Origin of the sequence: Pseudomonas sp. B37(2017) (assembly GCF_002112885.1) — a bacterium.
Classification (GTDB): domain Bacteria; phylum Pseudomonadota; class Gammaproteobacteria; order Pseudomonadales; family Pseudomonadaceae; genus Aquipseudomonas; species Aquipseudomonas paraglycinae.
On sequence record NZ_NEIX01000020.1, the window covers coordinates 1 to 24,942 of the forward strand.

Genomic DNA, 24,942 nt, shown 5'->3' on the forward strand with positions numbered 1-24,942 from the left:
TTGCTCCCACTCGTGCTTAAAGCACCGCGGACTCACAGCTTGCCATTCACCCCTCTCACCCCAGAGTCTATTCCCTTACCTAGACACAAGCGGGCTTGCTCGCGAAGAGGCCTGATCAGGCGATAGAGTTCAACCGGCCAGCAACCACGCGCCGGTCACCGCCGAAGCCGCTCCGGCCAGTCGAACCAGCGGCGCGGCCGCCTGAGGCAGAAAACGCACGACGGCATAACCCGCCGCATGCAGCGCAGCCGTCGCGACCACGAAACCGGCGGCATACGCCCAAGGGCTCGACATGTCCGGCAGCTCCAGGCCATGGGCCACGCCATGGAACAGCGCAAACAGCGCCGTTGCCGCCACCGCCATCACCAGTGGCGGACGCACCGCCAGCGCCACCGCCAGACCCAGCGCCAGCACCGAGGCGGCAATCCCGCTTTCCAGCGCCGGCAACTCCAGCCCTTCAAAACCGAGCAGGCCGCCGATCAGCATGGTGCCGACGAAGGTGCACGGCAGCGCCCAGCGCGCCGCGCCTTGCTGCTGCGCCGCCCACAAACCGACGGCCACCATCGCCAGCAAATGGTCGAGGCCGCCGATCGGGTGGCTGATGCCGGCCACCAGGCCAGAGTCGCCGTGGCCGGGGTGGGCGAAGGCCAAGGCCGGTGTCAGCAGCAGTGCGACGGCGCCGAGAATGCGTTTGAGTGTCATGGATAAGCTTCCTTGTTGATCAGTGAATCAGGCTGCGGTCAGCAGGCCCTGGCGTTCGATGAAGGCAATGATTTCTTCCAGGCCCTGACCGGTTTTCTGGTTGCTGAACACGAACGGCTTGCCGTTGCGCATGCGTTGGGTGTCGCTGTTCATCATCTCCAGCGAGGCGCCGACCAGCGGCGCGAGGTCGATCTTGTTGATCACCAGCAGGTCGGATTTGCAAATGCCGGGCCCGCCCTTGCGCGGCAGCTTGTCGCCGGCCGAAACGTCGATCACGTAGATGGTCAGGTCGGACAGTTCCGGGCTGAAGGTTGCTGACAGGTTGTCGCCGCCGGACTCCACCAGAATCAGATCCAGCCCCGGAAAGCGGCGGTTCAGTTGATCCACGGCTTCGAGGTTGATCGAGGCGTCTTCGCGGATCGCGGTGTGCGGGCAGCCACCGGTTTCCACGCCGATGATGCGTTCCGGTGCCAACGCTTCGTTGCGCACCAGAAAGTCGGCGTCTTCGCGGGTGTAGATGTCGTTGGTGACTACGGCCAGGTTGTAGCGCTCGCGAAGGGCCAGGCACAGGGCCAGGGTCAACGCGGTCTTGCCGGAACCGACCGGGCCGCCGATGCCGACGCGCAGGGGTTGTGTGTTCATGTGATTCTCCAGATAAAAGGCCCTAGGAACGGAACAGGCGGCTGTACTGGCGCTCATGGGCCATGCACGCCAGGGACAGACCGAACGCGGCGCTGCCGAGGTGTTCGGGATTGATTCGGGTGGCGTCCTGCTGCGCCTGTTGCAGCAGCGGCAGCAGTTCGCTGGTCAGGCGCTGGGCGGCTTGCTGACCCAGCGGCAGGGTTTTCATCAGCACCGCGAGCTGGTTTTCCAGCCAGCTCCACAGCCACGCGGCGAGGGCGTCCTGCGGGCTGATCTGCCAGGCGCGCGCGGCCAGTGCCCAGCACAGGGCCAGGTGCGGTTCGGCGCAGTGTTCGAGAAAATCCCGCGCGGGCTGATCGAGTTCGGGCAGGCCGTTGAGCAATTGCTGCAACGAGTAGCCCATCTGCCGGCTCTCCAGATGCAGTTCGCGGGTTTCGCGGCTGGCGCGGTGGTTTTCGCAGAGGTTGCGCAACTCATCCCAGTTTTCATCCGCGGCGGCCTGGCAATGGGCGAGCAGCATGGGTGCCTCGAACCGCGCGAGGTTGAGCAGCAATTGATCGCTGATCCAGCGACGGGCGCGGTCCGGGCTGTCGACGCGGCCGTTATCCACAGCCATTTCCAGGCCCTGGGAATAGCTGTAGCCGCCAATCGGCAATTGCGGACTGGCCAGGCGCAGCAGCGCCCAGGCCGGGTTCACAAACGTACGCCGAACTGATGGAGTTTCGGCGCGTAGTTGAAGTCTTCGTCACCGTGCCGCGAATGATGATGGCCGCCACCGTAGGCGCCGTGTTCCGGCTGGAACGGCGCTTCGATCGATTCGACCTGCGCACCCAGTTGTTCAAGCATCGCCTTGAGCACGTAATCGTCGAGCAGGCGCAACCAGCCGTCACCGACTTGCAGCGCCACATGACGATTGCCCAGGTGATAGGCGGCGCGGGTCAGTTCAAAGGCGTTGGCGCAGGTGACGTGCAGCAGTTGTTCGGGGCGGGCGCAGACCCGGACGATCCGGCCATCTTCGGCTTGCAGGCATTCGCCGTCATATAGCGGCGGCTGACCGCGCTCCAGAAACAGTCCGACGTCTTCGCCTTCGGCACTGAAACAGCGCAGGCGGCTTTTGCTCCTGGCTTCGAAGGTCAGGTGCAACTCGGCGGCCCAGACGGGTTGGGGGTCGATTCTGCGATGAATCACCAGCATCGGAAAGCTTCCAGCAGTGGACGATGCTCAGGCTAGAGCAAGGGGCTTGCCAATCGGACGAAGCGTAGGAAAACCCTGTCGGAGACTAGTGGATGTTTCAAGATGTTGCAGGATTGTGGGGTGTTTTGGTGCATGAAGTTTTTTACATGCACCAATTTGCGGCGCAAAAAAATCGCAGCTCCAGGCTGCGATTTTTTGCTTTCTCACTCGGTACTGCCGAGCCCTTGCCAATGCTTCAACCCGATAAAGATGAAGCGCAACTGCTGGGTGATCTTCGCCTGGGGCGTCAGATGCTCGGGCAGGGCTTCGGCGGGCGGGTCGATGATGTCCGGCAGGGTGGCGAACACCGATTTGACGATCAGGTCGGCCATCACGCTCAGGCCCTCGCGATTGAGGTGCTGCAGCTTGGGCATCAAGGCCAGGTCCGCCGCCAGGTCGGAGCTGATGTCCTCCCGCAAACGGCCAATGGCCTGACGCACCGGCAACGATCCGCCGTACTGCTCGCGGGCCAGAAAGAGAAATTGCGAACGGTTGGCGCTGACCACATCGAGAAAGATTCGCACCGACGCATCGATGATGCCGCCCATGACAAATTCGTTGTGGCGTACCAGGCGGATGGTTTCGCGGAAGGTCTGGCCGACTTCACTGACCAGCACCAGGCCGAGTTCGTCCATGTCGGCGAAATGCCGGTAGAAACCGGTGGGCACGATGCCGGCGGTTTTCGTCACTTCACGCAGGCTCAGGCTGCCGAATCCTCGGCCGCTTTCCATCAGGTGGCGGGCAGCGTCCATCAGGGCGTTGCGGGTCTGTTGTTTCTGTTCGGCGCGGGGCAGCATCGCAAGGGAGTGTTTTTAGGCAAGACAAGCGCCGCACTCTAGCAAATCGGCTTTGTCGGCGTCGAACGGCAGGGGGGGATGAAAGCGGGAAATCGCGACTTCTTTATACAGGCTGCTAAAAAGTCAAAAGCCCAATCCGGAGATTGGGCTTTTTTTCCAGGCCGCCATGGGCTTAGCTCAAAGCGCTGTTGCGTTCGATCACACGGTCACCACCACCTTCGGCCAGCGTTTGACCTTGTGGGGTTTTGTCGTAGCCGTCAGCAGCCAGGGTTTGACCTTGTGGGGTACGGTCGCCGCCGTCAGAAGCCAGAGTCTGGCCTTGTGGGGTACGGTCGCCACCGTCAGAAGCCAGGGTTTGACCTTGTGGAGTGCGATCCGAACCGTCTTGAACCAGACCTTTCTCTTCCAGACGATCACGGCCGCCTTCAGCTACGGTTTGACCTTGTGGGGTTTTGTCATAGCCATCTTGAACCAGACCTTTTTCTTCCAGACGGTTGCGACCGTTTTCAGCCAGGGTCTGGCCTTGTGGAGTGCGGTCCGAGCCATCAGCGTCAACAGTCTGGCTGAACACCGAGTGGCTGGATTTCACTTGCGGGGTAGCCTGTTCGGCAGCTGGCAGGGCGAAAGCGGTGCTGGCCAGCATCGAGAGGGTAAGACTGAACAGAAGTTGGCGTTTCATGATGGGTTGCTCCTTGGGAGGGCGATAAAGTGGGTACGAGGGCAATGCTACTCTCGATAAGTCGATATAAAAGTTCATAAACACAATGGTAATAATCAACAGAATTGATTGTTCGCTTGGGAGGCTCTAGCTCGGGCGTTTCAGGCGGGCGGTTTTGCACTGCGGTGGGTATTTTCCACCCACTCGCGCCCCGCAAAAGTGCGGGTCCGGTAACGCCAAATCGACCGATCGGTCAGAATGACGACCGTTTTTTCCCCTCGCTGGGGCTTTGGATTAAACCTGCGGGCTGTTTGTCAGTCACAGATTTCATGAGGGCCATCACGGCCCGTCGTTTCAGCTGCGTCGTGCCAATGGATGCAGTCGTCTTCAGGAGCTTTGTGCAATGACGCGCACGCGTAAAATCTTCGCCTGGACCTTCGCCACCCTCGTGCTGCTTCTGGCAGTGCTGGTGTTGATTATCGTGTTCTTCGACTGGAACCGGATCAAACCGCCGCTCAACGCCAAAGTTTCGGAAGAACTGCATCGACCGTTCGCCATCAACGGCAACCTGTCGGTGGTCTGGCGGCGTGAACTCGACGAGGGTGGTTGGCGCGCCTGGGTGCCGTGGCCGCATGTGGTGGCCGAGGACCTGACGCTGGGCAATCCGGACTGGTCGAAACAGCCGCAGATGGTCACCCTCAAACGGGTCGAGCTGCGCATTTCGCCACTGGCTTTGCTGGCGCAGCGGGTGACGATTCCACGGATCGACCTGACCGAACCCAACGCGCAATTGCAGCGCCTGGCCGACGGCCGCGCCAACTGGACCTTCAAGTTCGACCCCAAGGACCCGAATGCCGAGCCGTCGAACTGGGTGGTCGACATCGGCGCCATCGGCTTCGACAAGGGCCACGTCACCCTCGATGACCAGACCCTCAAGACCAACCTCGACCTGCTGATCGACCCGCTGGGCAAGCCGATTCCGTTCAGCGACATCGTCGGCGACAAAGCGGCGAAAACCGCACAGGACAAGGGCGGTGCACCGCAGGATTACGCCTTTGGCCTGAAAGTCACCGGCCAGTATCACGGCCAGAAACTCGCCGGCCAGGGCAAGATCGGCGGCTTGCTGGCCCTGCAGGACGCGAGCAAACCGTTCCCGTTGCAAGCCCAGGCGAAGATCGGCGATACCAGCGTCGAACTCGCCGGCACCCTGACCGATCCGCTGAATCTCGGCGCCCTCGACCTGCGCCTGAAACTGGCGGGCGCCAGCCTCGGCAATCTGTATCCGCTGACCGGTGTGACCCTGCCGGATACCCCGCCTTATGCCACCGACGGCCATTTGATCGCCAAGCTGCATGAGCCGGGCGGGGCGCAATTTCGCTATGAACAGTTCAACGGCAAGATCGGCAGCAGCGACATTCATGGTGATCTGGCTTACGTCGCCAGCCAGCCACGGCCCAAGCTGAGTGGCGCGCTGCTGTCCAATCAATTGCTGTTCGCCGACCTCGCGCCGCTGATCGGTGCCGACTCCAATGCCAAGCAGAAGGCCCGTGGCGGCGAGAGCAAACAGCCGGCGGACAAGGTGTTGCCGGTGGAAGAATTCAAGACCGAGCGCTGGCGCGACATGGACGCCGACGTCGAATTCACCGGCAAACGCATCGTCCACAGCGAAGAACTGCCGTTCACCGACCTCTATACCCACCTCAAACTCAACGACGGCGAACTGAGTCTGGAGCCACTGCGCTTCGGCGTGGCCGGTGGCAACCTCGACGCGCAGATTCGCCTCAACGGTCGTACCGAGCCACTGGAAGGCCGGGCCAAATTGACCGCGCGCAAGTTTAAGCTCAAACAGCTGTTCCCGACCTTCGAGCCGATGAAGACCAGTTTCGGCGAGCTCAACGGCGATGCTGATATTGCCGGACGCGGCAACTCGGTGGCCAAACTGCTGGGCGGCGCCAACGGTAATCTGAAGATGCTGATCAACGACGGCGCGATCAGTCGCGAGTTGATGGAACTGGCCGGGCTCAACGTCGGCAACTATGTGGTTGGCAAGATCTTTGGCGACAAGGAAGTGAAGATCAACTGCGCGGCGGCGGACTTCGACATCAAGACCGGCCTGGCGAGTACGCGGCTGTTTGTGTTCGATACCGAGAACGCAATCATCTACATCGATGGCACAGCGAACATGGCCACCGAGCAACTGGATCTGACGGTGACGCCGGAGTCCAAGGGCTGGCGTCTGATTTCCCTGCGTTCGCCGCTGTACGTGCGTGGCAAGTTCATCAAGCCGGATGCCGGGGTGAAAGCGGTGCCGCTGATTCTGCGCGGGGCGGGGATGGTGGCGTTGGGCGTGATCGCTGCACCGGCGGCGGGACTGCTGGCGCTGGTGGCGCCGAGTGGTGGCGAGCCGAATCAGTGCGCGCCGTTGCTGGAACAGATGAAGGCGGGCAAGGCGCCGGTGACCGTCAAACCCACCAAGTAATCGCTGCAACCCGATCGTTCCCACGCTCTGCGTGGGAACGCCGCAATGGACGCTCTGCGTCCGCTCTTGGGACGCGGAGCGTCCCGGGATGCATTCCCACGCAGAGCGTGGGAACGATCGGTCAGCGGGGGAGCGGGGATTAGAGGTCTTTCAGGATATCGGCCATGTCATCCGCATGCTCTTCTTCCTGAGCCAGGATGTCTTCGAAGATCCGGCGCGTGGTCGGATCCTTTTCACCGATGTACTGGATGATCTCGCGATAGCTGTCGATGGCGATCCGTTCGGCCACCAGGTCTTCGTAAACCATTTCCTTCAAGGTGTTGCCGGCCACGTATTGCGCGTGGGACATCTTCGACAGCAGGTCAGGATTGAACTCGGGCTCGCCGCCCAGTTGCACGATGCGCTCGGCCAGACGATCGGCGTGTTCGGCTTCCTGAGTGGCGTGCTCGAGGAACTCGTCGGCGGCGACGTTGGCTTTCAGGCCGTTGGCCATGAAGTAGTGGCGCTTGTAGCGCAGGACGCAGACCAGTTCAGTGGCCAGCGATTCGTTGAGCAGGCGCAGCACTTCTTCACGGTTGGCGCTGTAGCTTTCGGTCACTGCGCCATTTTCCACGTGCTGGCGTGCGCGCTCGCGCAGGGTTTGAACATCAGACAAATGCAGGTCACTCATTTCAGTCTCCTGGAGGCTAATCCGATTGGCGTCACGTTCTGCTGACGTGATCGTTACCAGGTTGTGAGTGATGAACGCTGCAAAAAGTTTTGTCGGATTCAGCGCGGGACATGCCCGGAAAGCTGCGCCTCTTCACGCAGCCAGGCAAAAAACGCTTTCACCGGTGGATGCCGCTCGCGGCCCGGCACACACAGCGCGCTGTAACCGGCGCCGTCGACCTGCACCTCGCCCTTGTACGGCACCAGCAGACCGCTGGCGACGCTCTCCGAGACGAGGATGTTGCTCGCCAGCACCAACCCCTGACCGGCGATGGCCGCTTGCAGGGCGTAATGTTCTTCGTCGTATTCGCGGACGGCCGGTTGCTGATTCAACCAGTTCTCGCCTGACTGCGCGCACCACGACTCCCAGCCGTGGGCGTAGAGCTTTGAGTTGTGCCAGCGCACGCTGATCAGCGCCGGGGTGCGACGGGCGGCCAGCGCCACCTGTTCCGGCGAGCCGTACACGCCGAACGATTCATCGAACAGGCACAGCCCGTAGAGGTTCGGGTAATCGTCGAGGCTGTAGCGCAACACCAGATCGACGCTGGCGTCCTGATGCAGGTCGATCACTTCGCAATGGGTGTCCAGCCGCACATTGATGTTCGGGTGTTTAGCGTAAAACCGTCCCAGACGTGGCACCAGCCACAACGCAGCGAACGCGGCGGTGGTCGACAGCGTCAGGCTGCTGCCACTGCGTTGCGGGCGCAGGGTATCAACGCTTTGCGCCACTTCCAGAAATGCCCCATGCAGGCTGCGAAACAGCCGCTCGCCGCCCTCGGTCAGGCGCACCTGACGCGGCAGGCGTTCGAACAGCGCCACGCCGAGCCAGTCCTCCAGCGAGCGGATCTGATGGGAAATCGCCGTCGGCGTCACCGCCAGTTCTTCGGCGGCCGCCTTGAAGCTCAACAGGCGCGAGGCTGATTCGAACGCGCGCAGGGCGGTCAGGGGCAAGGCAGCGAACATGAAAACTCCACGGATGAAATCAATTCATCCCGACTGATTTTTGCTCATTTGAGGCGACGACTTAATGGCAGCAATCTGGCGCCACACAGTCACTCAAGTCTAGTCCCAAGGAGATTCAGATGAGCAAGATTCTTGCGATCCATGCCAGCCCACGCGGTGAACGCTCCCATTCGCGTCGTCTGGCGGAAAGTTTTCTCAGCGCCTGGCAAGTCCGTCATCCACAGGCTCAGGTCACTCGCCGTGAAGTCGGGCGGGCGTTGATTCCGGCAGTGAATGAAGCGTTTGTCGCAGCGGCGTTTTACCCGGAGCCCGAGGCTCGGCCGCTGACGATGCAGGCCGATCTGGCGCTCAGCGATCAACTGGTGGGCGAGTTGTTCGATCACGACCTGCTGCTGATTTCCACGCCGATGTACAACTTCAATGTACCCAGCGGCCTCAAGGCCTGGGTCGATCAGATCGTGCGGTTGGGCCTGACGTTCGACCATACCCTGGACAACGGCATTGCCCAGTACACGCCGCTGCTGCACGGCAAGAAGGCGCTGATCGTCACTAGTCGCGGAGGTTTTGGATTCGGCCCGGGTGGTGAGCTGGAGGCGCTTAACCACGCCGATCCATGGTTGCGCACCGCGCTAGGCTTCATCGGCATCAACGACGTCACGGTGGTCGCGGCCGAGGGCGAGGAGTCCGCCGAGCGCACCTTCGCGGTGTCGGTGGCCGAGGCCGAGCAGCGCTTGCTCGACCTCGCCCGGGAGTTCTAGGTGGCCTGGCTGTTTCTGCTGATCGCAGCCGGGTTCGAGGTCACCTTCGCCATGGGCATGAAGTACGCCGAGGGTTTCACCCGGCTGTGGCCGTCGCTGATCACCGTGGTTGCGGCGGTGGGCGGGATCTATTTCCTGACCCTGGCGATGCGCGAGTTGCCGGTGAGCATCGCCTATCCGATCTGGACCGCCATTGGCTCGCTCGGCACGGTGTTTCTCGGTTTCGCGCTGCTGGGCGAGAGCCTGACGCTGGTGAAGTTGTTGTCGGTGGGACTGATTGTGGCGGGGGTGGTGGGGCTGAAGTAGGCTGGTCGTGGAGTTGTCATCATCGAGGAGGATGCTTGGCGGGCGTTTTGCAGGCCCTGCATCCACTCACCGACCACAAGGATGTTTGCCCATGTCGCAAGATTCGGCCACACGTTACCCACTGGTGCTGGTGCCGGGAATGCTCGGTTTCATCCGTCTGGTGCTGTACCCGTACTGGTACGGGATCATCAAAGCGTTGCGCCGGGGTGGTGCGACGGTGATTGCGGTGCAGGTGTCGCCGCTCAATTCCACCGAAGTGCGTGGCGAGCAGTTGCTGGCGCTGATCGATGAAATCCTGCGCGAGACCGGTGCGGCCAAGGTCAATCTGTTCGGCCATAGCCAAGGCTCGCTGACGGCGCGTTATGCGGCGGCCAAGCGTCCGGATCTGGTGGCATCGGTGACCTCGGTGGCCGGGCCCAATCACGGTTCGGAACTGGCCGACTATCTGGCGAAGCATTATCCGGCGGACAGCGCCAAGGGCCGAATCCTCGAGGCGCTGTTGCGTTTTGTCGGCTGGCTGATGGCGCTGCTGGAAACCGGCTACCACGGGCCGAAACTGCCGGTGGATATCCATGCCTCGCACCATTCCCTGACCACTGAAGGCGTGGCGCTGTTCAATCAGCGTTATCCACAGGGCCTGCCTGATACCTGGGGCGGGCACGGGCCGGAAGAGGTCAACGGCGTGCGTTATTACTCGTGGTCCGGCACCTTGCAGCCGGGCAAGACCGATCGTGGTGGCAACCTGTTCGATGGCACCAATCGCAGTTGCCGGTTGTTTGCCAAGACCTTTGTGCGCGAGCCTGGGCAGTGCGATGGCATGGTCGGACGCTACAGCTCGCACCTGGGCACGGTCATCGGCGATGACTACCCGATGGATCACTTCGACATCGTCAACCAGTCGCTGGGACTGGTCGGCAAAGGCGCGGACCCGGTGCGGCTGTTCGTCGAGCATGCCGCGCGGTTGAAAGCCGCCGGGGTCTAGCAGTCAGACCGCGTCATCGTTCTTCGCGAGCAAGCCCGCTCCCACAGGGGAACGCATTCCAAATGTGGGAGCGGGCTTGCTCGCGAAGAGGCCAGATCAGGCGACGCTGAGTTTGCGGCCGAGCACCGTCGTCCAGCGCTCGGAAAGAATCACCCCGCCCAGCGTCAGCAAGCCACCGACCAGGTGATACATCGCCAGTTGTTCCTTCAACACCACCGCTGCAATCAGCGCGGTGATCAACGGCAGCAGGTTGAAGAACAACGTGGTCCGGCTCGGGCCCAGGCGCTGTACGGCCTGCATCCAGGCCAGCGGCGCGAGCATCGAGGCCAGCAGGCACGCGTACAGCACCAGCGGAATGTTCTGCAGGGTCAGGCCGGTTTTCGGCGACATGACGTACAGCGGAAACAGCACCACTACCGCCACCAGCACCTGCAAATACAGCAACACCAGCGGCGGCAGGCGCAGTTGCCATTTTTTCAGCAGGGTGCTGTAGATCGCGTAGGCGAGGGTGGCGACCAGCATCATCGCGTCACCCAGGTTCACCCCGTGTTGCAGCAGTGCGCCGAGGCTGCCGGACGACACCACCACCAGCACACCGGCGAATGACAGCACCGCACCGACCAGCGCACCGGCGGTCAGGCGCTGGCCGAGGCTGATGATCGCCATGGCCAGCGACATCAACGGCATCAGCGACAGGATGATGCCCATGTTGGTGGCGCTGGTCATGGTCGCGGCGAAGTACGCCAGGCTCTGATAGACCGCCATGCCGAGCACGCCAAGGATGAAAATCTTGCCCAGGTTCGGGCGGATCTGCGGCCAGTGCGCGATTACCTTCCTGAGCATGAACGGCGTGAACAGCAGGCCGGCGAGCAGCCAGCGGTAGAAGCCGATCTCGGCGGGGAAGATCGCGCCAACGGCCAGCTTGTTGATCACGGTGTTGCCGGCCCAGATGAAAATCGCCAGCAGGGGAAACGCGTATTGCATGGGAGGAGAAACCAGTACGTTGATGAACGGTGATTATCCCCTGTCTGGATGCAGGCCTATACTGCGAACCGGACAACCCGCCCCTGATTCCGGACAGCATGAACAGTAAACACATCGATCTGCTGGATTTCAGCGAACTGCCGTCAGCGGTGTATTTCCGCTATGCCGACTTCAACGCCCATGAATACGCCGCGCCGCACCGCCATCCGTGGGGCACGCTGGAGTACGCGGCCCACGGCGTGCTGCACATGGATGTCGACGGCAGCCGCTTCATGTCGCCGCCGCAATACGCGGTGTGGGTGCCGCCGCAGGTGGAGCACAGTTTCTACAGCCATCAACCGGTCAACTATCGGGCGGTGTGTCTGGCGCCGGATGTCTGTTCCGATTTGCCGGCGCAGGCCTGCACCCTGGCAATCAGCGATATTCTCAAAGCGATCCTCAAGGACTTCGCCGCCCGTGATGTGAAGATTCCCGCGTTCGAAGCCGACCAGCGCCTGGCCCAAGTGTTGGTGGATCAATTGCGCCAGGCGCCGGTTCACCAATGCTATCTGCCCTACGCCAGCAGCCCCGGATTGCTGACCATCCTCGAAACCCTGCAGGCCGAGCCCGGCAACAACGAGCCGCTGGCGCACTGGGCGGCGCAGGTGCATGTCAGCGAGCGCACCCTGGCCCGGCAATTCGTGCGGGAGCTGGGGATGAGTTTCGGCGAATGGCGTCAGCGGCTGCGTTATCTTGCGGCGATCGAGGCGCTGGAGTCTGCGCGCAGCGTGCAGGAAATCGCTTTTGATCTCGGCTACAGCAGCGGCTCGGCCTTCATCGCCATGTTTGCCCGGCAGGCTGGATGTACCCCGGAGCAGTATCGGCGCAGCCATCTTGAGGCTAGGAAGGTGTAACAAGCTTTGACTACACTCCAGCAGAGGCCACCTCCATCGAGGCGGCGCCAAGGAGAAAACTCCATGAAGATGCTGCGTGTCCCTTTGTTGATGATCGGTCTGCTGCTGTGCTCCCAGGGTTTCGCCGCCACGGCGCAACAGAACAAGATGACCACCTGCAACGCCGACGCCACGGCCAAGAGCCTCAAGGGCGACGAGCGCAAAGCCTTCATGAGCACCTGCCTCAAGGCAGCGCCGGCGGCCAATGACGCCAAGGCCCTGACCCCGCAGCAGGAAAAGATGAAAACCTGTAATGCCGATGCCAAGACCAAGGCGCTGACCGGTGATGCGCGCAAGACGTTCATGAGTGATTGCCTGAAGAAAAAATAAGATCGACAGATCGCAGCGAGCGGCAGGGCATCCGCTCGCTTCGGCGCCGGATCGCTGGCAGACTGCCAATCCTTTTACGCCGTTCGTTTTGAGGCTGTATGCCAACGTTTTCTGAGCGTCATGTAGTGTTCTGGGTCAGTTGCATCATCATTTTCGGCGGTCTGTTGCTGGTGTTGCCATTGCGTCTGCTGCCCAGTCTGCTGGCCGGCTTGCTGGTGTTCGAACTGGTCAACATGCTCACCCCGCAACTGCAACGGCTGATCGAAGGCCGGCGCGCGCGCTGGCTGGCGGTGGCGCTGCTGGGCACGCTGGTGGTGAGTGTGCTGGCGCTGATCTTTGCCGGGGCCATCAGTTTCCTGCTGCACGAGGCGGAAAACCCCGGGGCTTCCCTCGATAAATTCATGGGCGTGGTCGACCGCGCGCGCGGGCAACTGCCGCCGTTTCTCGACAGCTACCTGCCGGCCAGTGCCGCCGAGTTCCGTGTGGCCATCGGTGAATGGGCGAGCAAACACCTGTCCGACCTGCAACTGGTGGGCAAGGACGCGGCGCACATGTTCGTGACGCTGCTGATCGGCATGGTGCTGGGCGCGATCATCGCCTTGCAGCGCGTGCCGGACGTCACCAAGCGCAAGCCGCTGGCGGCCGCGCTGTTCGACCGTCTGCACCTGCTGGTTCAGGCGTTTCGCAACATCGTGTTCGCGCAGATCAAGATTTCCCTGCTCAACACCTTCTTCACCGGGATTTTCCTGGCGGTGATCCTGCCGATGTTCGGGATCAAGCTGCCGCTGACCAAGACCCTGATCGTGCTGACCTTCCTGCTCGGTCTGCTGCCGGTGATCGGCAACCTGATGTCGAACACGCTGATTACCATCGTCGGTCTGTCGCTGTCGATCTGGGTGGCGATTGCGGCGCTGGGCTACCTGATCTTTATCCACAAGCTGGAATACTTTCTCAACGCGCGCATCGTCGGCGGGCAGATCAGTGCCAAGTCCTGGGAGTTGCTGCTGGCAATGCTGGTGTTCGAGGCCGCGTTCGGCCTGCCGGGGGTGGTGGCGGGGCCGATCTATTACGCGTATCTGAAGAGTGAGTTGAAGCTGGGCGGGATGGTTTGATCCAGGCTAGATCGTTCCCACGCTCTGCGTGGGAATGCCTCAATGGACGCTCTGCGTCCGCTTTGGGACGCAGAGCGTCCCGGGCTGCATTCCCACGCAGAGCGTGGGAACGATCTTCGTGCGGTGTCAGTTCACCGAGCCATAGCGTTTCATGGCCTCGATCGCCAGACCGCTACCGATACTGCCAAAGATATTCCCTTCAACATGCCGCGCGTTCGGCAGCATCGCCGAGACGCTGTTGCGCAGTGCCGGAATACCGCTCGAGCCACCGGTGAAGAACACCGTATCAACCTGACCCACCGCCACATTGGCGTCCGCCAGCAACCGGGTGACGCTGCCGCGCACGCGCTCGAGTTGCGACTCGATGGCCGATTCGAACAACGCCCGGGTCAGTTCCACGCTCAGGCCCGACTCGATGCGGTCCAGCGGCACATGACGGCTGTCGTTGTGGGTCAACTGAATCTTGGTTTCTTCCACTTCCATCGCCAACCAGTGCCCGGCGCGCTGTTCGATCAGCTTGAACAGACGGTCGATGCCGCCGGTGTCCTCGATGTCGTAGCGCATGCTGCCCAGAGCCAGGGTCGATTTCTGCGAGTACACCGAGTTGATGGTGTGCCAGGTCGCCAGGTTCATGTGGTGGCTGGTCGGCATGAATGCACCGCTCTTCATGCGGCTGCCGTAGCCGAACAGTGGCATCAGGCCTTGCAGGCTCAGCTGTTTGTCGAAGTCGGTCCCGCCGATGTGCACGCCGCCGGTGGCGAGAATGTCATCGTGACGGTTATCCACACCGCGACGCTCGGGCGACAGGCGCACCAGCGAGAAGTCCGACGTACCACCGCCGATGTCGACGATCAGTACCAGCTCTTCCTTTTCGATGGTCGACTCGTAGTCGAAGGCCGCGGCAATCGGCTCGTACTGGAACGAAACGTCCTTGAAGCCGAGCTTGCGCGCCACTTCCACCAGGGTGTCTTCGGCTTCCTGGTCGGCCAGCGGATCGTCGTCGACGAAGAACACCGGACGGCCCAGCACCACCTGCTCGAACTCACGACCGGCGGCCGCTTCGGCGCGGCTCTTGAGCTGGCCGATGAACAGCCCGAGCAAGTCCTTGAACGGCATCGCGGTGCCGAGGACGCTGGTGTCGTGTTTGATCAGCTTGGAACCGAGCAGGCTCTTGAGCGAGCGCATCAGCCGGCCTTCGTAGCCTTCCAGGTACTCGTGCAGCGCCAGACGGCCGTAAACCGGGCGGCGCTCTTCGATGTTGAAAAAGACCACCGACGGCAGGGTGATCTTGTCGTCTTCCAGCGCGATCATCGTTTCCATGCCGGGGCGCAGCCAGCCGACGGTGGAGTTGGACGTGCCGAAGTCGATGCCGCAGGCACGGGCTGGAGAGGCGTCTTTCATGGTCTTTCGGTTCCGGTCAAAAAAACGGCCGCGCAGTGTATGTCAGTGCGCGACAGATTCGAAGGCCGGTCATCTGCTATTTCACGACTAAGCTTGCTTGAAACTCGGCGCTTTGCCCCAAACTTGCTGGCATGGGCCGGCAGACATACCGGCGGTCGCAAGAACCGCCGTCCACTGCCGATAAACTTCTGCTGCGCCACCCGGTCACAACCTTGAGATCGGTCAACCAGCCTTGCGCGAATCGGCGCATGCTGGCATCGGCGCGAAATCGATAACGGATGGTGATTCCTTCGATGGACTTCAAAGACTATTACAAGATACTCGGCGTGGAGCCGACGGCTGACGACAAGGCAATCAAGGCTGCCTATCGCAAGCTGGCGCGCAAATACCACCCCGATGTCAGCAAGGAAAAAGACGCCGAGGCCAAGTTCAAGGACGCCTCGGAAGCCTATGAAGCGTTGAAAAGCGCTGACAAACGCGCCGAATACGACGATCTGCGACGTTACGGCCAGCACGGTCAGCCGTTTCAGGGCCCACCGGGCTGGCAGAGCCGTGGCGGCTTTGGTGGCGGCGGTGGCGACACCGGTGACTTCTCGGACTTCTTCAGTTCGATCTTCGGCAATCGCGGCCCCGGTTTCGGTGGCGGCGCTGGCCGGCAATCCCGCAGCGCCGGACGGCGAGGGCAAGACGTGGAACTGGAACTGCCGATCTTTCTGGAAGAGACGCTTTCGAACGAATCGAAAAAGATCAGCTTCCAGGTTCCGCAATACAACGGTTCGGGCCAGCACGTCAGCAACACCAGCAAGAGCCTGAACGTGAAGATCCCGGCCGGCGTGGCCGACGGCGAGCGTATTCGCCTCAAGGGCCAGGGCGCACCGGGCATCGGTGGCGGCGCCAATGGCGATCTGTACCTGACCATCCGTTTCGCGTCGCACCCGAAATTCGACGTCGAAGGCGAAAACCTGATCATTACCTTGCCGCTTGCTCCCTGGGAGCTGGCGCTGGGCGCCGAAGTGGCCGTGCCGACCCTGACCGGCAAGATCAACCTCAAGGTCCCGGCCGGCAGCCAGAACGGTCAGCGCATGCGTGCCAAGGGCCACGGCCTGCAGAATAAGGCCGGCGAGCGCGGTTATCTGTTCGTCCAGCTGAAGGCCGTGATGCCGAAAGCCAACGGCGATGACGTCAAGGCGCTGTGGCAGGAGCTGGCGAAGAAGGCCGCCTTCAATCCGCGAGAGAACTTCTGATACTGACGACGGAGTAGCCCATCATGAGCAGCCCCCTGATCGTTCAACTGGACATGGCAGAATTCTGTGAGGCGGCCGACCTGTCGGACGTCTACGTGATCGAAATCGTCGAACACGGCATCCTCGAACCTCAGGGCACGCAGCCCAGGGAATGGCGCTTCACCGACTACGAACTGGCCCTGGCCAAACGCGCCGCCAAGCTGCGGCGCGACCTTGACCTGGAATGGGAAGGCGTCGCCCTGGCGCTGGACCTGCTGGAAGAAGTGCAGGAGCTGCGGGCCGAGAACCGCATGCTCCGTCAGCGTCTGGCGCGGCTGGTGGTCGAGTAGCGCTTCAAACCTGTCTGGGCAGCGTCACGCTGAACAGCGTTCCGTCGGCTTCGCTTGAACTGACTTCGATCGCCCCGCCGTGGGCGGTCACCACTTCCTTGACGATGAACAGGCCCAGACCGAGGCTGGTCGACGGCTGGCCGAGTTCTTCGTCGGCACTGCGCACCAATGGATCGAAAATCGTGCCGATGGCCTCTTCGGGGATGGGGTTGCCGTAGTTTTGCACGCTCAGGTGAACGCTTCCCGAATCGCCCCGCAGCGTCACCAGAACTTCCCGCGGGTCTGAACCATGCTGCAAGGCATTGCCGATCAGATTTTGCAGCAATTGATCGATCCGTCCGGCATCCCAGACGCCGCGGGTGTCGCCCTCGGTTTTCAGTGTTGGATCACATTCCGGATTGCCGGCGCAGGCTTCGGCGATGGCTGCTCGCGCCGCGTCGGCCAGGTCCATCGGTGCCGGTTCGATCGGCAGGCTTCTGCCCAGGCGGCTGCGCACCAGTTCCAGCAGGTCGCTGACCATCGCCGCCATGTGCCGCGCGCCTTGCTTGATGTTCAGCGCACAGGTCAGCGCATCGCCTTCAAGCGCTGTTTTGCGCATCAGCAATTCGGTGGACATGCTGACCGCTTGCAGCGGCGCGCGCAGGTCGTGACCGAGGATCGCGAGGAAAATGTCCCGCGAGCGGTTCACCTGCTCGGCGTAGGCGGCCGTCGATTCGGCCAGGGCTTCGTCGATGGCTTCGTTGAAGCGGATCATGTCCTGAAAATACGCCATGTCCGGGGATTCCAGACTGTTGACCCAAAGGCGAATCACACAGGCCCGCAGATGGCGGAATTCCGATGTCATCTGCACCAGATCAAACCCGACGGTATGCCGCAACTCGCCATGGCTGGCGCCGGCCTCGTCCAGGCTTGGGGTTTTCTCCGGGCCTTCGCCCTTGGCCTTGGCGATTTGCTCGCTGGCGGTCTGTGCGGTGTCCATGTCGCGCGCGGCGGCCAGCAGGATCGCCCGGGCATGATCACGCAACGCTGCCCGATCCATGGTGTCGGCCGCCGGAGTGATGGTCCTGGCGAACTGTTCCCATTCCTCGACGATGTGATCCGCGTGTTGCCGGATGAATTCGGATAAACGCATGTCCGGGTTCCTGGAAATTCAAGGCGGGGCGTTCGAATATTAGCCCCTTTGCGCGGGAATGAAAGCGCCGCTCGGATCTGAAATTTTCGCTGACAACCCGCGGTGCCACGATACATATCTACCGCAGCCACAGAGGCTTGCCATGGTCTGCTTTCGCTCCATTTCAAGGAGTGAAACCATGCCCGGAATCCCTGTCACCCGATCATCACCCGATAACGCCCCCCTCCCGCCAGTTCCGCGCGCGACGCAAAGTCTGCACGCCGATTTCCTTCAGAAGGCCAGCCCGGACTGGCTGATCAACGCCTCGGCTCGGCAGCGGGAAGGGGTGAACAGTGTCGATCCCGCCAAACCTGACTGGTACAGGCGCGCATCGCGCGATCAACGCAAGGCGGTGGGCGATGCCGTGACCGCCAGCCTCGCCGCCCAGACTCGTCTGGACAAGGCCATGTCAAACTTTCAGGACATCGACAGCTTCGCCGCGCCGTTGCTGACCAAGGCCCTCAAGGACCGCTTCAACGTGACGCTGGACGTCAGCAAGACCTGGCTGGTGCTGAACAAACCGGTGGAGATCGGGATTTTTGCCATCGATATCGATTTCTTCGAAGTCCTGAAGCTGCCCTTGCTGCAAGCGGCGCTGCACAACTTCGAAGCCCGAGAATGCAAAAACGGGGCTTTTCATGAAACATCGGGATTTCGCAGTGAAACCTCGACACCCGGCACGCTTGCGCCGTTGAACACGCACCTGACCGTCGAGCAATTCACCGGCCTGTGCCGCTCGCTGGACATCGGGGAGAAATACCAGGCTTACCTCAAGGATTTCCTGCACCCCAGAGACGCGGTGGCCGAGCACGTGCTGCGCGATAAATTCATCGACGCCCATAAAACCGCATTGCATGCAGCTGCAGAACTGGCGTTGGTCAAGGGTGATATCGGCCGTGAGGATTACGCCTCGATTCGATCGATCCTCAACGGCGAACTGGCACCGCGTCAGGGCCAGCGGCAAATCTGGTTCCGTGATCTGGGCCTGATGGGCCGGCGCATGACCGGCTGTGTAATGTTCACGATCTGCGAGAAGTATCGCTACAGCGACGACGCGATCCTGTACATCCCGGGTGATCCCTACCACCCGCTCAAACGCTACAAGGGGCGGGAAATCGCGACGATGTTCAATCAGCGGTTCACCGCTCCCGATGCGACTCAGGCTCATCCTGCAGACCCCAATAGCTACCAGCGGTTTTTCAGCCAGTTCGTCGCGTATGCCGACCGACCGCGCTACTTCGGCCAGTTCACCGACGACACGCCGAACCGCACGTTTTCGCAAAAACTCGCTCCTTACGAGCCGCTGCTCAATGAGTTTTTCAAGGCACTCAATCCGATCAACGCGGCACTGATCGGCATTCACGAGTTACCGCCTGCGCCGCCGGTCGAACAGGTGCCCAACGCAGATCCGTATCTGAACCCGGTTGACCTGTCGCGCAAGGGCGGCGGGATCTGGTCGGACAACATCGACCTGTGGAATTACCAGTTCGAGCAGCATCGTGACCGTTTGATCGCCGATGCCCGTAGCCATGCCGTGCCCACGGCGGATGTCGACGCCAAAGTGCGCTCGGAGAAGCTCGCCACATTGTTGAACATCGGCATGCTGGTGCTGATGGGCGTCTCGATGTTCGTGCCGGTATTGGGCGAAGTGATGATGGTGGTGATGGCCGGGCAACTGCTCGAAGAAACCCTTGAAGGCGCCATCGAGTGGAGCGAGGGTGATCGCAAGGCCGCCAAGGCGCATCTGATCGATGTCGCGCAGAATCTGGCGTTGATTGCCTTGATGGCGGGCGCCGGCAAAGGGCTCGCCCGGCTGACCGCCGCCCGATCGACACCGGTCATCGAGCACCTGCACCCGGTGGAAATGCCGGACGGCACGACTCGCTTGTGGAAGCCTGATCTGAGTGGCTACGAGAGTCCGGTCACACTGGACGAGAATGCTGTACCGAATGCGCTGGGGCAGTACGAGTCGGGAGAAAAAACCTGCATACGCCTCGATGGCAAGACTTATCAGCAGACTTACGACGAGTCGCTCAAAGCCTGGCGCATCCAGCATCCGAGCGATCCGCAGGCCTATCAGCCGCCCTTGACGCACAACGGCGCCGGCGCATGGCGGCATACTCTGGAACGACCGCAGGACTGGGACCGGTTGACGCTGTTGCGGCGTATCGGCCACCGCACTGACCCGTTTGCTGACGAGCAATTATTGACGATGGCCGATGTGGCGGGTGTCAGCGACAACGCCTTGCGCAAGATGCACCTGGACAACGCCTTGCCGCCGCCGGAACTGGCGGATGCCATGCAACTGTTCAACGCCGAGCGCGATGCCGGATTGATCGTCGAACAGGCAGCCGGCACTCAGGCAGTCGACAGTCGACTCATGCATCTGTTGCCGCTGCTTCCCGACATGCCGCGCTGGCCGTTCGGGCGCAGGCTGCAGATCTTCGACAGCCCGGACTTCTCGGGGCGGGCAATCGGTTACGGGACGAAACGCGGCGGCAAGGCGCCGATTCGCATCAGCCGGGCCGAGGTGCTGAACGGTGAGCTACCGGCCCGGATACTCGCGGCACTGGATGAGGCAGAGACGGTGCGTCTGCTGGGTGGCGAGCCTGCACGGGTTCGCGCATCGAGGGCACAGGAGTTTTCCAGACAGATTGCCGACTACGCCAGCGCGCACCAGCCTGCGTTGTTCAACAGTCTTCTCAAGGCAAACGATCCATTCGACCCTCGGGCGGTAAAGCTGCAACGAGTCGTCCCCGGGTTGACCGGGCGAGAGGCAACGGCTGCATTGGGACAGGCCGATGCCGAAGAGCTGGCGCGACTGGACAGCGCCGCTAAGGTCCCGTCGCATTTGCAGGAACTCGGTCGCTGGTATCGCCAGCAGGGACGCCTGACCCGGGCTCTGGCCGGGTTGCGCAGTGAAACCATGGCCTCGCCCGACAGTCGTCATCTCGCGTTGCAGACATTGGGTCGGCTACCGGGATGGTCCGATGACGTGCATCTGGAAATCCGCGAGGGCAGCATCAGCGGGCCGATGCTGGATGCCATCGGCAGCGAAACGGCCTCTGCGCACAAGTATCTGGTCAAGCATGGAGATGCCTTTCAAGCCGACAATGAGCGTGGTGAGCCGCTCAATAGTATTCCCCACACGGGTGATAACTTTTTCAGCTCGTTGATGCATGCCTTGCCCGATCCGGCACGTCATGCGTTGGGTTTTCCGAGTGTCGGGCAGAGCATCGAGTTGCAAAACGCGATCATTGAACGAGCGCTCGCCGAGCGCAGTCAGTCGGCCTGGATTCTGCGTGCGGGCGCGGCAGAAAAACCATGGTTCAAACCGCCGCAACGCATTGCCCCCAAACTGCTCGGTTATCCCGCCAGCGGCGATGGACCGGGGCCGAACCCGGCGTTGACCGGTCATGTCCAGAGCGCCTACCCGGGGCTGACCGATGTTCAGGCCCGCGGCTTCATTCTCGAGCAATGGCGGCTGGGCAAGACCGACCAACAGATCTTTCATCTGCTCAATAACCGGTTGAGCGAGTGGCGGGAGCTGGAAACAACACTCGATCAGTGGATGATGTCGCAGAACCTGCGCCTGCGCAGTGCCCGCGACGAGTTCGTCAGCGTGGTGCAAAACATCAAGGACTGTTGGCGCAATGCACCGTTGGCCGAACACGATCCGCGAGCGGCCCGCCTGACGCTGATCAGTGACGCGCCGCTGCCGTCATTGGCGGCGGACTTCTCCCATGTTCGCGAACTGACGTTGCGCGTTCCGGTCGTGGGCGACACGCTTGCGGCGTTTCCCAATGTCGAGAAACTGGCACTGACCGCGCGCGTTGCGGAATTCGACAAAGTGCTCGCGACCTTGAAAACCCTGCGTCACATGACCCGTCTGAAACTCTCCACTCCGATTACCGGGCAAGTGGCGACACGGCTTCGGGAGCTGACCCGGCTCGAAGAGCTGGAGCTGCACTGTTCCTCTGGAGGCATGAATCCGGTGGTACCCATGACGCTCGACGTCGGCGGCCTGCGCCAACTGCGCAGGCTGGAAATCGGCAGTCCGCATATGCACCAATGGCCACACGGTGTTCTGGATTTGCCACGGCTGGAGCGCCTGAACCTGCGATCAACGGCAATCAACACCCTGCCGATGGAAATCTATGAGGGCCATCAGCGGCTGTTGTCCGGCCTGTCATTGGACTGGTCGAGGTTCCCGCGTCGGGTGTTCAAACCGATCTACGAATTTGTCCGCAACCAGCCCCGGCATCTGCTCGATCTGGACGAAATGGTCGCTGACTATTGCCGCGGCGAACTCAAGCGTTTTGTCGGCATGGAGCCGAGCCTGTTCGATGTCTTGAGTACGGGTTTCAAGGCGCAATGGGCTGACGTCGGCAGCCGCTTTGCGGCGATCGAAACCTTGAGTGAACAGTTCAGTGAACTCAACCGTCTGGACGGGTGGGTCGGCGCCGAACCGACGCTTCAAAATGGCGGGACCGCGCGTTTGGCGGTTGCCGATGCGCTGAAGGCCAGTTGGCGCAGCGGATTGTTCCAGCGTTATGGCGCGCGGACCGAAAGTATATTTTTCAACCTGTACGTCAGCTTGCCCAACGATGCGTCGGTGCTGGATATTCTCGGCTCGCCGGTGGACAGTCTGCCGACGCTTTCGGCAGAAGGATTCACCCACGTCAGAAGTCTGCATCTGGCCGGATTGCAGGCACCGGTCGAGCAGTTGCGTGGTTTCATCAGCACCTTTCGCGGGATCGATACCCTCGATCTGAGCCATTGTGGCTTGAGTGAATTGCCGTTGGATGCAGATACCCTGCCGGCACTCGAAACCCTGAACCTGCACGACAATCCGCTGAGCAGTATCGACGTGCGCGGGATGAATCGCCTGATGGCGCTGGATCTCAGCGCGACGGCCCTGCGCGAATGGCCGGTGGGGGCAGAGCTTCTGCCGGAGCTGACCTGGCTGGATCTCAGCAACAGTCAGTTGACCTCGCTGCCGGAGGCGTTGCTGGCGCGTGACGCGTTGTTGCTCGATACCAGCCTGGTCGGAACACCGCTGACCGAGCAGGCCAACCTGTTGCTGGTCATCGCACGTCAGCGCATCGAACAGGCCAGAGGCCTGCTGCCAGGATCGTTGCAGCGCTTTGCGCTGGAAGAACCGCGCCATCGCACGCCGCCCGTCGAAAGTGGCTCGGTGATCGCTCGACGTTTGTTGCCGCTGCCGCCGCTGTCGACAGGCGAAGATCCGGCCGGGTGGGTTGCACGTATCCAGCGCCTGCGCTCGCAGTACGACAGCGCTCAGGCGCAGCTGGCGATTGAACGGCTGCAAGGCGCGGGGCTGACCGAAGTTGAGATCGGTGCACGAATCGACGCTTGGGAGCAGACATTCGAGTCGCTGACGCGACGTCTGAACGATTGGTTGTTCACCCATGAAACCCGGGGCATGGATTGGGTCGTGTCATCGCGCACTCGTCAGCTCGCCGCACAGCGGATCATCGAATGCTGGCGTGAGGGCACGGTCGACTGGAATGGCGTGGTTGACCGAGAGCTGAATCTCGACGGCCTGCAGGTGGGCAACCTGCCCGCACTGGACGCAACGTTCGCGGCGGTGCGGACCCTGAATCTTGCGGGAGTGAAGCTCACTACCGAGGGTTCCAATGACTTTCTCAGGGCCTTCACGCAGGTGCGAAGGCTCAACATCGGCGGCAATCACTTGCTGGCAATTCCCGAGCCAGTGGGGCACATGCTGCAAATTGAGCGACTGGAGCTGTCATTCACCGGGCTTGTGGATTCCGCAGCGCTGGATCAAACGCTGGCGGGCCTGCCGCAACTGCGGCGGCTGGACCTGAGCCACAATGGCCTGCGCACGTTCAGCGTCGCCCGACTGGAGCGACTGGAGCGGCTGAACCTGCGTGACAACCTGCTCACGGCATGGCCGGAAGGGGTGCTGCAAGCTCCCCGATTGCAAGCGATCGATCTGAGCAACAATGAAATCTCGTCGATTCCCGTCGAGTTGTACGACAGCGACCATGCCGGTTTGCTAGCCGGCAGCAATCTGTCGGAGAACTACGAAATGTCGCAACAAAGTCTGATCCAGCTGCGTGATTACGCCGATACCCATGGGCGTGGCGACGTGCTGGGCCTGACGTATGCCGACATCGACCGGATGATCGATGACATGGACAGTACGACCGAAAGTGACGGTGATGGCGCGGGCTTCGAAAGTGATGCAGAACCGGATGAAGTGGTTCCGACACTTGCTGAAAGCGTTCTTGAACTCCAGGCCACACCCTGGATTGACAACATTCCTCATGAGGACGCCGCTCGCTGTCGGGCGATGTGGCAGCGGTTGGCCGCCGAGCCCGACAACGCCGCCTTCTTCCATCTGCTTTCGCAGATGCCGCATACGGAGGAGTTCCGGGTGTTTCGCGCCGATCTGACACGACGCATCTGGGAAATCGTCGAAGCGGCCGATGGCAGTCGGGAGCTGCGCGACACACTGTTTTCCATGGCGACCACGCACACGACATGCGTCGATGGCCGCACCCTGGCGTTCAGTGAAATCGAGGTCAAGGTGTTCGAGTACAACGCCTTGCGACATTTGCAACCCGGCCTCTTGGCGAAGGGGCGCGCCTTGCTCGACTTGTCGCGGCAGCTGTTCCGCCTGGGCGAGGTGGAAAAACTTGCTGCCCGCAACATGGGACGTCATGCCGATCCTGCGGAAGTTCGATTGCAATATCGAATCGGTCTGACTTCAGGTTGGGAGGACGGCCTGCAACTGCCCGGGCAGCCAAGGCACATGCGATTTGCCCGACCCATCAGGGGCGAGGAGCTGGCGACGGCGCGTGACGCCGTCGTGACGGCGGAAAAAAGCGAGCGGTTCTATGAAGAGCTGATCAGTCGCGAATACTGGGTGCAGTACCTGACCGAGAAGTACCCGGACGAACTCGGCGCACTCAAGCGCAGTGCGGATGAAAAGCTGCAACGACTCGAGGATGAATATGAAGACGTGACCAGCACGGCGTATCAGGAGGCGGTGCAGATGCTCGAGATCGAGCGCGGTATCGAGCGCAACCAGCAACTGATTGCCCTGTCGCACCTGGAAACAGGCGAACCGCTGACGGTCACTCTCGACGAGGAGCAGCCTGGCTCTTCACGTTATTCGATGGACACTTCAACCCGCTGAAGTGTCGGCAGTCCCGGTCATC

At 61.7% G+C, this 24,942-nt stretch carries 21 protein-coding genes; 10 read left to right on the forward strand and 11 right to left on the reverse strand.

The window, feature by feature from the left end:
• Positions 1 to 129: 129 nt before the first annotated feature.
• From CAF90_RS28335 to CAF90_RS28360, 6 genes are all read right to left on the reverse strand, one after another.
• Positions 130 to 702, reverse strand: a complete 573-nt coding sequence (locus CAF90_RS28335; protein ID WP_064379124.1) for a HupE/UreJ family protein — start codon at positions 700 to 702, stop codon at positions 130 to 132.
• 27 nt (positions 703 to 729) lie between these two features.
• Positions 730 to 1,344 (reverse strand): urease accessory protein UreG, encoded by a 615-nt coding sequence (ureG, locus tag CAF90_RS28340; RefSeq protein ID WP_008001031.1) that lies wholly within the window; start codon positions 1,342 to 1,344, stop codon positions 730 to 732.
• A gap of 22 nt (positions 1,345 to 1,366) precedes the next feature.
• Positions 1,367 to 2,041 carry an urease accessory protein UreF gene (locus CAF90_RS28345; protein ID WP_085609208.1) on the reverse strand — a complete coding sequence of 225 codons (675 nt, stop codon included), beginning with the start codon at positions 2,039 to 2,041 and terminating at the stop codon, positions 1,367 to 1,369.
• Positions 2,038 to 2,538 carry an urease accessory protein UreE gene (ureE, locus tag CAF90_RS28350; protein ID WP_011332214.1) on the reverse strand — a complete coding sequence of 167 codons (501 nt, stop codon included), beginning with the start codon at positions 2,536 to 2,538 and terminating at the stop codon, positions 2,038 to 2,040. The genes CAF90_RS28345 and ureE overlap by 4 nt, the downstream gene beginning before the upstream one ends.
• 203 nt (positions 2,539 to 2,741) lie before the next feature.
• The gene (locus CAF90_RS28355) at positions 2,742 to 3,374 is read right to left on the reverse strand and encodes a TetR family transcriptional regulator (RefSeq protein ID WP_007950628.1); all 633 of its coding nucleotides are present in this window, start codon (positions 3,372 to 3,374) and stop codon (positions 2,742 to 2,744) included.
• A 172-nt stretch (positions 3,375 to 3,546) separates the two neighbouring features.
• Positions 3,547 to 4,053 carry a hypothetical protein gene (locus tag CAF90_RS28360; protein WP_085609209.1) on the reverse strand — a complete coding sequence of 169 codons (507 nt, stop codon included), beginning with the start codon at positions 4,051 to 4,053 and terminating at the stop codon, positions 3,547 to 3,549.
• Between the two features lie 382 nt (positions 4,054 to 4,435).
• Between CAF90_RS28360 and CAF90_RS28365 the strand changes: the two genes are divergently transcribed.
• Positions 4,436 to 6,511 carry an AsmA family protein gene (locus CAF90_RS28365; protein ID WP_085609210.1) on the forward strand — a complete coding sequence of 692 codons (2,076 nt, stop codon included), beginning with the start codon at positions 4,436 to 4,438 and terminating at the stop codon, positions 6,509 to 6,511.
• A 139-nt stretch (positions 6,512 to 6,650) separates the two neighbouring features.
• Here CAF90_RS28365 and CAF90_RS28370 read toward each other — a convergent pair whose 3' ends face one another.
• Positions 6,651 to 7,181: a bacterioferritin gene (locus CAF90_RS28370; RefSeq protein ID WP_064379129.1), complete on the reverse strand. Its 531-nt coding sequence runs from the start codon at positions 7,179 to 7,181 to the stop codon at positions 6,651 to 6,653.
• 98 nt (positions 7,182 to 7,279) lie between these two features.
• The gene (locus tag CAF90_RS28375) at positions 7,280 to 8,182 is read right to left on the reverse strand and encodes a LysR substrate-binding domain-containing protein (protein WP_085609211.1); all 903 of its coding nucleotides are present in this window, start codon (positions 8,180 to 8,182) and stop codon (positions 7,280 to 7,282) included.
• Positions 8,183 to 8,301: 119 nt separating this feature from the next.
• On the opposite strand from CAF90_RS28375, the gene CAF90_RS28380 reads away from it, so the two are divergent.
• The 3 genes from CAF90_RS28380 (at position 8,302) to CAF90_RS28390 (ending at position 10,228) form a co-directional block, all read left to right on the forward strand.
• Positions 8,302 to 8,940, forward strand: a complete 639-nt coding sequence (locus CAF90_RS28380) for an FMN-dependent NADH-azoreductase (protein ID WP_085609212.1) — start codon at positions 8,302 to 8,304, stop codon at positions 8,938 to 8,940.
• Positions 8,941 to 9,246: a multidrug efflux SMR transporter gene (locus CAF90_RS28385; RefSeq protein WP_007950617.1), complete on the forward strand. Its 306-nt coding sequence runs from the start codon at positions 8,941 to 8,943 to the stop codon at positions 9,244 to 9,246. It abuts the gene before it with no gap.
• A 91-nt stretch (positions 9,247 to 9,337) separates the two neighbouring features.
• Positions 9,338 to 10,228 carry a triacylglycerol lipase gene (locus CAF90_RS28390; RefSeq protein ID WP_085609213.1) on the forward strand — a complete coding sequence of 297 codons (891 nt, stop codon included), beginning with the start codon at positions 9,338 to 9,340 and terminating at the stop codon, positions 10,226 to 10,228.
• 96 nt (positions 10,229 to 10,324) lie between these two features.
• Here the strand turns inward: CAF90_RS28390 and CAF90_RS28395 are convergent, their stop codons facing one another.
• Positions 10,325 to 11,212 (reverse strand): DMT family transporter, encoded by an 888-nt coding sequence (locus tag CAF90_RS28395; protein ID WP_085609214.1) that lies wholly within the window; start codon positions 11,210 to 11,212, stop codon positions 10,325 to 10,327.
• Between the two features lie 98 nt (positions 11,213 to 11,310).
• Between CAF90_RS28395 and CAF90_RS28400 the strand changes: the two genes are divergently transcribed.
• The 3 genes from CAF90_RS28400 (at position 11,311) to CAF90_RS28410 (ending at position 13,586) form a co-directional block, all read left to right on the forward strand.
• Positions 11,311 to 12,105 carry a helix-turn-helix transcriptional regulator gene (locus CAF90_RS28400; protein WP_085609215.1) on the forward strand — a complete coding sequence of 265 codons (795 nt, stop codon included), beginning with the start codon at positions 11,311 to 11,313 and terminating at the stop codon, positions 12,103 to 12,105.
• Positions 12,106 to 12,168: 63 nt separating this feature from the next.
• Entirely contained in the window at positions 12,169 to 12,474 is a 306-nt protein-coding gene (locus CAF90_RS28405; protein ID WP_064379136.1) for a PsiF family protein, read from the forward strand.
• Positions 12,475 to 12,572: 98 nt separating this feature from the next.
• Positions 12,573 to 13,586 carry an AI-2E family transporter gene (locus CAF90_RS28410; protein WP_007950612.1) on the forward strand — a complete coding sequence of 338 codons (1,014 nt, stop codon included), beginning with the start codon at positions 12,573 to 12,575 and terminating at the stop codon, positions 13,584 to 13,586.
• 126 nt (positions 13,587 to 13,712) lie between these two features.
• On the opposite strand, the gene CAF90_RS28415 is transcribed toward CAF90_RS28410, so the two are convergent.
• A complete protein-coding gene (locus tag CAF90_RS28415; RefSeq protein ID WP_085609216.1) occupies positions 13,713 to 14,987 on the reverse strand; it encodes an Hsp70 family protein in 1,275 nt (424 codons plus the stop codon).
• A 293-nt stretch (positions 14,988 to 15,280) separates the two neighbouring features.
• Between CAF90_RS28415 and CAF90_RS28420 the strand changes: the two genes are divergently transcribed.
• Complete coding sequence (locus CAF90_RS28420; RefSeq protein ID WP_085609240.1) at positions 15,281 to 16,231, forward strand: DnaJ C-terminal domain-containing protein; 951 nt, start codon at positions 15,281 to 15,283, stop codon at positions 16,229 to 16,231.
• Positions 16,232 to 16,254: 23 nt separating this feature from the next.
• Positions 16,255 to 16,560, forward strand: coding sequence for a chaperone modulator CbpM (locus tag CAF90_RS28425; protein ID WP_085609217.1), 306 nt, complete (start codon positions 16,255 to 16,257; stop codon positions 16,558 to 16,560).
• A 4-nt stretch (positions 16,561 to 16,564) separates the two neighbouring features.
• Here CAF90_RS28425 and CAF90_RS28430 read toward each other — a convergent pair whose 3' ends face one another.
• A complete protein-coding gene (locus tag CAF90_RS28430) occupies positions 16,565 to 17,692 on the reverse strand; it encodes a sensor histidine kinase KdpD (protein ID WP_085609218.1) in 1,128 nt (375 codons plus the stop codon).
• 178 nt (positions 17,693 to 17,870) lie between these two features.
• Here CAF90_RS28430 and CAF90_RS28435 point away from each other — a divergent pair, with 178 nt between their 5' ends.
• Complete coding sequence (locus CAF90_RS28435) at positions 17,871 to 24,920, forward strand: NEL-type E3 ubiquitin ligase domain-containing protein (protein WP_170929434.1); 7,050 nt, start codon at positions 17,871 to 17,873, stop codon at positions 24,918 to 24,920.
• Positions 24,921 to 24,942: the final 22 nt, after the last annotated feature.